The 8321-nt window shown below is 67.5% G+C and carries 7 protein-coding genes and 1 pseudogene; 5 read left to right on the plus strand and 3 right to left on the minus strand.

Annotated elements, in window-relative coordinates; translation table 11 throughout:
* Positions 1–645, plus strand: coding sequence for a hypothetical protein (locus MFF58_RS22640; protein WP_238291238.1), 645 nt, complete (start codon positions 1–3; stop codon positions 643–645).
* Positions 646–711: 66 nt separating this feature from the next.
* Here MFF58_RS22640 and MFF58_RS22645 read toward each other — a convergent pair whose 3' ends face one another.
* On the minus strand, positions 712–2160 hold the full coding sequence (locus MFF58_RS22645; protein ID WP_238291239.1) for a putative bifunctional diguanylate cyclase/phosphodiesterase: 1449 nt from the start codon (positions 2158–2160) through the stop codon (positions 712–714).
* 235 nt (positions 2161–2395) lie between these two features.
* Positions 2396–3220, minus strand: coding sequence for a universal stress protein (locus MFF58_RS22650; protein WP_238291240.1), 825 nt, complete (start codon positions 3218–3220; stop codon positions 2396–2398).
* 211 nt (positions 3221–3431) lie between these two features.
* On the opposite strand from MFF58_RS22650, the gene MFF58_RS22655 reads away from it, so the two are divergent.
* The gene (locus MFF58_RS22655; protein ID WP_238291241.1) at positions 3432–4250 is read left to right on the plus strand and encodes a universal stress protein; all 819 of its coding nucleotides are present in this window, start codon (positions 3432–3434) and stop codon (positions 4248–4250) included.
* A 43-nt stretch (positions 4251–4293) separates the two neighbouring features.
* On the opposite strand, the pseudogene MFF58_RS22660 reads toward MFF58_RS22655, so the two are convergent.
* Positions 4294–4649 (minus strand): annotated as a pseudogene (locus MFF58_RS22660) (IS66 family transposase); the annotation flags it as partial.
* 436 nt (positions 4650–5085) lie between these two features.
* Here MFF58_RS22660 and MFF58_RS22665 point away from each other — a divergent pair.
* The 3 genes from MFF58_RS22665 to MFF58_RS22675 form a co-directional block, all read left to right on the plus strand.
* On the plus strand, positions 5086–6177 hold the full coding sequence (locus MFF58_RS22665; protein ID WP_238291242.1) for a sensor histidine kinase: 1092 nt from the start codon (positions 5086–5088) through the stop codon (positions 6175–6177).
* Position 6178: 1 nt separating this feature from the next.
* Entirely contained in the window at positions 6179–6793 is a 615-nt protein-coding gene (locus MFF58_RS22670) for a response regulator transcription factor (RefSeq protein WP_238291243.1), read from the plus strand.
* A gap of 301 nt (positions 6794–7094) precedes the next feature.
* On the plus strand, positions 7095–8321 hold a 1227-nt coding region (locus tag MFF58_RS22675; RefSeq protein WP_238291244.1), incomplete at its 3' end, for an efflux RND transporter periplasmic adaptor subunit.

Genomic DNA, 8321 nt, shown 5'->3' on the forward strand with positions numbered 1-8321 from the left:
ATGGCCACGCTGATTACGGTTCTCAGGAGCGGCGGCCGCTACGACGCGACCTGGGTCGAACGCCTCGCGCGCGGCGTCCGCCGCCATGCGCCGGCCTTCCGACGGATCCGCTGCCTCACGGACCTGCCGCTCGCCGTGGCGGGGGTGGAGCGGGTATCCCTGCGCCATGACTGGCCGGCGTGGTGGGCCAAGATGGAGGCGTTCCGGCCCGACCTGAGCGACGGCCCGACCCTCCTGTGCGACCTCGACACGGTCCTGACCGGACCGGCGGATGCCCTGGCCGAGCCCGGCCTCGCCGCGATGGAGGACTACTTCCACAAGGGACGGCTCTCCAGCGCGCTGCTGCGCTGGTGCGGGGACGCGCTCAGCCCGCTCTACACGACCTTCGCGGCCGATCCCGAGCGCTGGATGTGCCCGGGGTCCTGCGGTCCCGTGCCGAACGCGGTGCACGGCGATCAGGTCGTCATCGACCACCTGCTGCGCCGGGGCGGCCGGCAGCCGGATTTCATCCAGCGCCTCCATCCCGGCCTGCTCGATTTCTACGATCCCCGGCGCGACGTCCATGGCCCGGTCGTGATCTTCATCGGGGCGGCGAAGCCGGACACGGCGACCGGGGCCGTTCGTGCGGCGTGGACGCGCAGCTGAGGGGCAGCTGAGGAGCAGTTCGCCAGCGGGATCCGGCGCGAACGGCAGGTCGCCGAGCCCGAGGGGTCAGAGGGTGTGAACCAGCGCCAGGACCGGGCGCGAGTTGGGGGGCGGGTGCCCCTCGGCCGCCGCGGCGGGCGCCGGTACGACCGCGCCGCCCGTCGGCCCATCCCCGCTCGCACCCTGCGGCAGGGCCGCGCCCTCGATCCGCTCGATGAGGGCCGCGATCTCGGAGGCCGGGCGCGCGGGACTGTAGAGGAAGCCCTGGGCGATGTCGCAACGCTTCTCCCGGAGGACCTCGAGTTGCTGGCGGGTCTCGACGCCTTCCACCGTCACGTTCATCGACAGGGCGCGGGCCATCCGGGCGATGGCCTCGACCACCGCAACCTTCTCGGGGCGGCCCTGAAGGTCGCGCACGAAGGAGCGGTCGACCTTCACCTTGTCGAACGGAAACTCGGTCAGGTAGCTCAGGCTGGAATAGCCCGTTCCGAAGTCGTCCAGCGCGATCCTGACGCCCGTCGCGCGCAGGCGCTTCAGGTTCTCCAGCACCTCCGGCCCGTGATCCAGCAACACCGACTCGGTGATCTCGATCTCCAAGCGCTCCGGCGCGAGGCCGGTTTCGCGCAGGACCGCCGCCACCTCCCCGTGGAAGCTCGGCATGCGCACATGGATGGAGGAGATGTTCACCGCGACCCGCAGGTCCGGCCAATCGCGGGCGTCGGTGCAGGCCCGGCGCAGGGCCCAGCGCCCGATCTCGACGATGAAGCCAGTGGTCTCGGCGATCGGGATGATCTCGCCGGGCGAGACCCAGCCGTACCCTGGCTTGTTCCAGCGCAGCAACGCCTCGAAGCCGGTGACGCGGCCGCTCCGCATGTCGACGAGGGGCTGGTAGTGCAGTTCCATCTCGTCCGCCGCCAGGGCGGCGCGCATGTCCAGATCGAGCTGTCGCTGGCGGAGCACCCGCTCCTCCAGGGACGGGTCGAAGGTGCGCCAGCAGCCCTTCCCGTCCGCCTTGGCGGCGTAGAGGGCGAGGTCGGCGCGCATGAGCAGGGTCGTCGGCTCGATGGCATCGTCCGGCACGTAGGCGATGCCGACGCTGACCCCGATCTCCAGCTGGGCTTCGTCGATCCGGAAAGGCCGCCGAAGCTCGGCCACGATGCGCGAGGCCAGCGCCTCCGCCTCGGGGCGCCCGACGTCGCGGACGACCACCGCGAACTCGTCGCCGCCGAGGCGGAAGCCGCCGTGCGGGCCACCGAGGGCGAGCAGGCGCGCGGCGACCTCCTTCAGGAGACGGTCGCCGACGAGGTGGCCGCGGCTGTCGTTGACGGCCTTGAAGCCATCGAGGTCGAGGTAGAACAGCGCGCTCCGGCGTCCGGCCGCGTGGACCTCGCGGCAGAGTCCCGCCAGCATTTCCTGGAAGCCGCCGCGGTTGGGCAGTCCCGTCAGGCTGTCGTGCCCCGCGAGGAAGGCGATGCGGGCTTGCGCCTCCCGGCTCTCGGTGGTGTCCGAGCCCACGCCGCGGTAGCCGGCGAACGCCCCCTGTGCGTCGATGACGGGCTTGCCGTTGAGCGTGAGCCAGCGCGTGCCGTCTGCCGTACGAAGCCGGATGGTTCGGTCGCGGAACGGCGCGCGCGCCTCGATGGCCGCGGCGACCGCCGCCGCGTCCGCGCCGTCACCGTCGGGGTCGGCGAATTCCCGCAGAAGTGCGGAGAGCGTCCGGTGGCGCCGAGGCGGGCGCCTCTGCCGAACATCAGTGGCACATCAGGCAGCAGAGGGGCGAGCGGTCGAGGACGTCGCGCGTCACGCCGCCGAACATCCACTCCCGCAGCCGGGAGTGGCCGAAGGCGCCCAGGACGATCAGGTCGGCATCCTGCAGCAGGGCGAAGCGCAGGATCTCCGAGCCGTCGTCGTCCGCCGTGTGCAGGAAATGGGCGGTGACGTGGGTGCCGTGCCGGGCGAGATGCCGGGCGAGGTGCTTGGCCACGTCTTCCGCGCCCTCATGTCCCGCATCCGAGCCGACGGTGGCGACGAAGACCTGGGCCGCCGCGCGCATGAGGGGCAGCGCGGCCGACGCGGCCCGCCGGGCCTCGGGGCCGTCCTTCCAGGCGACCACGATCCGGGACGCCTTCAGGCGCGCGGTCCGCGGCGGGACGACGAGGACGGGCCTGCCAGCCTCCATCACGACCGGGCCGGGCGGCACGCCGAGCGGTCCCGGGTCCTCGTCGCCCGGTCCCCACCGGCTCACGACGACGAGGTCGGCGGCCCGGGCCTGCTCGACCAAGTGCGCGACAGGATCGGCGAAACCCGCGCGCCAGTCGGTCCGGCTGCCGTCGCCGGCGCCGCGCTCGAACGACGCGCGTGCCTGTTCCAGGATTGCTTGCACTTGCGCCTTGAGGCGCCCCTCCCGCGCGATGGCGTCGCAGACGTCCCGCACCAGGTTGGGGGTCGGCACTTTGCGGGCGGCCGCCCCCGTGAGGGACGCATCGAAGCGCGCGGCGAGGTCCGCCGCGAGGCCGATCCGGTCCGGGGCGCCCTCGCCGAGGTCGGTGGAGACGAGGATGTTCGCGTAGCTCATGGCGACCTCCGTCGTGAACCGCTTCCGGTGCGCGGAGCCTGGCCCGGGGTGGGGCGGTCCGCCTTGATCCATCGCAAGCAGCCGGGAGCTGGCCGCGGCGGCCGGTCTCCGTCACCCGCCGTGGCTGGCCTGGGCTTGAGATGGATCAAGGCCCGGCGGCCGTGGCGGCGGCAGCGTGGAAAGGTTCGCACATCCTACTCGGGGACGTCCCATGTCATACGCCAGCATCATGGTCGCGGTCGACGACGGGCTGCATGCCACGGGACGGGTCCGTCTCGCCGCGGACCTCGCTCACCGGCTCGGGGCGCGCATCGTCGGCGCCGCGGCCTGCAGGCCGGACTACCCGCAGGGCTACGGCGAGACCGCCGTTCCCGGAGGGATGGTCATCGAGGAGATCCGCCAAGCGGCCCTCACCAAGCTTTCGGGCGTCGAGCAGGTCTTCCGCAATGCCTGGTGCCTGAACGACGGCGTCGAGTGGCGGTCCGACCTCGACCATCCCGTGCGCTTCCTGGAGCAGCAGGCCCGGGCGGCGGACCTCGTCGTGCTCGGACGTTACGCGCGCAATGAGGGTGTTTCCCTCGGCGCGGCGGTCGATCTCGGGGACGCCCTGATGGGCCTCGGCCGGCCGTTGCTGGTGGTCCCGCCGGGCGTCGAGCACCTGGAGGCGAAGCGCATCGTCGTCGGGTGGAAGAACACGCCCCAGACGCGCCGGGCGGTGTCGGACGCTCTGCCGCTGCTCAGCCGCGCCGAGGCGGTCCAGGTGCTGCAGGTGACCGATGACGAGGACCGGTCCGAGATCGAGGACGTCGCCCGGTATCTCGCGCTCCACGGCGTGAACGCGACGACGCGGCAAGTCGCGGTCTCGGCTTCGACCGCCGCCGAGGAACTGCAGAGAGCGGCGGTCGAGGCGGATGCGGACCTGATCGTGAGTGGCGCCTTCGGTTACAGCCGCTTGCGGGAGTGGTTCTTCGGCGGAGTCACGCGCGACCTGCTGGGCGAGGCGTCCGTCTGCTGCCTGATGAGCCACTGACCGGAGGACGCGCCGATGGCCAACCCTGGCAATCCCGCCAGGTCGGGCAACAAACGGCAAGGCGCCATGCTGGGTGACGATTGACGCTACCGCGGGCAGCTCGATCTGCTCGCACGTGCTGTCGACCCGCGCCGGAAGAGCGGTGTGCAGGCTGCCGCCGCAGCGCGTGCAAGCCTCAGGACGATGCTCCACGATCGTATCGGGATCGTCGCTCAGCACCCGGCTGTGACCCTCGTGACCGGGCTTGCCGCCGCCGGGCTTGGACTGCGCGCGCCGCTCCTTGCGATCCGTCGCGGGCGGTTTGGACGAGGTCCGCGAGGTCTTCTCTGGCCGCTCCAGCCGCAGCACCAGCTCGATCAGCTCCTCGCGGCTCAATCGTTCCAGGTCGCTGCGGCCCATCTCGCGATGGAATCAGCGAAATCCGACCCGCGCAACAGGCAAGCTCGTCCCGGCAAGCCGCGCAGCGGTGGGCGTTCAGCCGCCGACCGATCCACCCCGTGAGTAATTACTACTGAGCTTTTTTGGTTACGCAGCTTAGATTATGAAACACAAAAGCTACGATCATAGACGGTTGTTATTTTTGCCGCAATGCAATATTGTATTAAAATCAATATTCAACTACAATGTGCTCGCTATCGTCGCGAGCGCAAGGGCGATCATGATGCATGACTGTTTGGATCAAATACAGCTTTGTATTCACTGTATTCGGCGATAAGATGCATAATGATTCGGTAGGATTCGCCACGCTGGGGGGACCTATCGCGAGGGGGGCGTAGCTGTGCGAGGATTGGAAAGCAGCGACTCCGGACGGCAGACAGAACGGCGGAGAGGCCTGTTGGCTCGCGATCTTCGCGAGACACTCGAAGAGGTCGGCATCTGCACGTGGTCTCTCGAACCCGCGAACGGGCGTGTCACCGTCTCGGAGAATTGCAACCAAGTGCTTGGCGTTCCGGCTCGGTGCCTGTCCGACCACGATGCCTTCCAGGCCATCTTACATCCCGAGGACCGCGCCGCCAGGGCCGCGGCGGTCCGCGGCACGCTGGAGCGGGGCGGCCGATACAGCATCGAATATCGCGTTCGCAAGACCGACGGTGAGATCCGCTGGCTACGCTCTCAGGGGCGGGCCGAGCGCGGCCGCAGCCCTGGCTCGGTTCGATTGCGGGGTATCGTGTACTGCATCGACGCTCATCGCCAGGCTGAGGCCCGCCTGCAGCGGCTTCAGGCGGACCTCATCCACGTCTCGCGGCTCTCTACAATGGGCGAGATGGCCTCGGCGCTTGCCCACGAGGTCAACCAGCCGCTCGGGGCAATCGGTATCTACGCAGCCGCTTGCGACTACCTTCTTGCAGAGTCCGGAACCATTCGGATCGACGCGGCCCGAGATGCGCTTGCCGCCGCGATCGGGCAGACGCAGCGTGCGGGGGCGATCATTCGGCGCCTGAGGGACTTCGTAACCAGAGGCGAATCGGACCGGCAGTTCGAGAGCGTGCAGGGGCTGATTGGCGACGCATGCGATCTCGCCTTGATCGGGGTTCGTGAGCAGGGCGTTAATACGCGGATCGATCCTGGTCCGCCCGGCACACGAGTTTTCGCTGATCGCGTGCAGATCCAGCAAGTTTTGGTCAACCTGATCCGGAACGCCTGCGAGGCGATGCGTGACAGTGCGCGCCGTGACTTGGCGATTGTTGCGGCTGTGCAAGACGACGGCTTCGTCCGAATCAGTGTCTCCGATACCGGCCCAGGCATTTCCGAGGCAGTAGCTGAAACGCTTTTCCTGCCATTCGTTACAACGAAGCCCGCCGGGATGGGCGTCGGATTGTCGGTAAGTCAGTCGATCGTACACGCCCACGGTGGCATCTTCTGGGCTGACAGCACCGCTACGGGTGGCGCCACCTTCCACTTCATCCTGCCCTTGGCCGAGGACTGACATGAGGACGGCTCCCAACTCGGCGATCCACGTCGTTGACGACGATGACGCGATGCGCCATTCGCTCGCGCTTCTCCTAGGCGTATTCGGGCACCGCGTTGTGGAACATGCCGGCGCGGCAACACTGCTTGACGACCCTGGCCGCCTGAATGGCTGTGTCGTGGCCGACCTCCGCATGCCGCATATCGACGGACTGGAGATGCTAGCTCATCTCCGGACCGTCGGTGCAACGGTCCCAGTTGTGATTATGACCGGTCACGGGGACATTCCAACTGCGGTGCAGGCCATGAAGCTCGGGGCTTGCGATTTTTTAGAGAAGCCGTTCCCTGCCGCGCTCCTACTCGAAGCGGTCCGGAGGGCCCTCGCAATCGGCAGCGAAGCCGCGACAGTTAACGACGATGGCGCAGCTTTCACCGCGCGGGTGGGACGTCTGACTCGGAGGGAGCGCGACGTCCTTGATCTCGTCTTGGTCGGGCGTACCAACAAAGAGATCGGACAGATCCTAGATATCAGTTATCGAACAGTTGAAATTCACCGAGCCAAAGTTATGATGAAGACAAAATGTGAATGCATTCAGTCTTTGATCCGTTTAGCCGCACAAAACTGTATGATATAATATTATTCAAGACTTCATAATTACATACTTAAATCCATCATAATTCTATGGTAATAAAAATGAAAAGGATATTTACTTATTTGTTATTTTGGAAAATCTTATGTGATTTTTTCCGTGCATGCGAGCGAGACGATATATTAAATCTCCATATACGTGCTGATACTTACGGGTCCATTCTGAATTCCCAAGTATGGCAATTTCTGCAACCTGTTCACTAAAGGCCCGGACCGCAAAATCCGAGGCCACCGCCACGAGGCCCGGGTTCCCTGGCCTCGTGGCGGGCAGGCGGGAGGTTTCGCACGTGGTGCGTTGGTTGCCCGACAACCTGATGACGCTCGGCGTAGCGGCGGTCGCCGCCTTTGCCCTGCTCACCTATGCCAATCCTGAAGTCGGCGGTTTCGGCTCCGCATCGGGCGGGTCACCGGCCGAAGCCGCCGTCAACGAGGCTGCGGCGGCAGTCAAGGAGCCCGCGATCCTGCCGCCTGGGGGGGGCCGCTTCATCACAGCGGCGATCCAGCGCGGCACCTTAGAGCAGCTCATTACCGCCACCGGCACCGTGCAGCCGGTCGATACGGTGGAGGTCGGCTCGCAGCTCGCGGGGCAGATCGCCAAGCTGCACGTGGACTTCAACGACCGGGTCCGGCTGGGGGATCCCCTTGCCGAGCTCGACCAGCGCAGTTTCGTCGCCAAGGTCGAGGAGAACCGCGCCGCGCTCGACATGGCGGTGGCGAACGTGAAGGTCCAGCAGGCCCGGCTCGATCGGGCCCGGATCGACCTCGACAACGCCCGCGGCACCAAGGCAGTGCTTCAGGCCAAGGTCGAGAGCGCGCAGGCCCAGCAACTCGCCGCCGAGCGCAACCTCGAGCGCAAGGTCACCTTGCGCAGTCGCGAGGTCACCTCGGCCGCCGCCCTGGAGGAGGCACAGACCGATCTCGCCTCCCGGAAGGCCCAGACGCGCGAGGCCAGCACGGTGCTCGACCTCAACGGCTTTGCGGTAGAGGGCGCCGTGGCGGAGGTGCGCCGCCTCGAAGCGGAGCTGGCGCAGGCCCGTGCCGCCGTGCCCCAGCGGCAGGCGAGCCTCCGGGGCGCCGAGATCGACCTCGATCGGACGGTGATCCGCTCGCCGACCGACGGCGTCGTGGTCGGCCGGTTCGTCAACCAGGGCCAGACCCTGGCGGCGGGCCTGGAGGTCCGAACTGCGTTTAACATTGCCAAGAACCTCGCCGCGATGGAGGTCCATGCCCGCGTGGACGAGACCGATATTGGCCGCGTAGCGGCGGGGCAGCGCGCCACCTTCGGGGTGGACGCCTACCCGGGCCGGCGGTTCGAGGCCGTGGTCCGGCAGGTCCGCAAGGCGCCGCTCGTGACACAGAATGTAGTCACATACACGGTGGTCCTGAAGACCGACAATCGCGACGGCCTGCTCCTGCCCGGGATGACCGCTCTGGTGAAGCTGACGATCCACAAGGACGCGGACGTCCTGAAGGTGCCGCTGGCCGCCCTGCGCTTCCGTCCCGAGGGCAGCGCG

This window comes from Methylobacterium longum, from assembly GCF_022179385.1.
GTDB lineage: Bacteria > Pseudomonadota > Alphaproteobacteria > Rhizobiales > Beijerinckiaceae > Methylobacterium > Methylobacterium longum.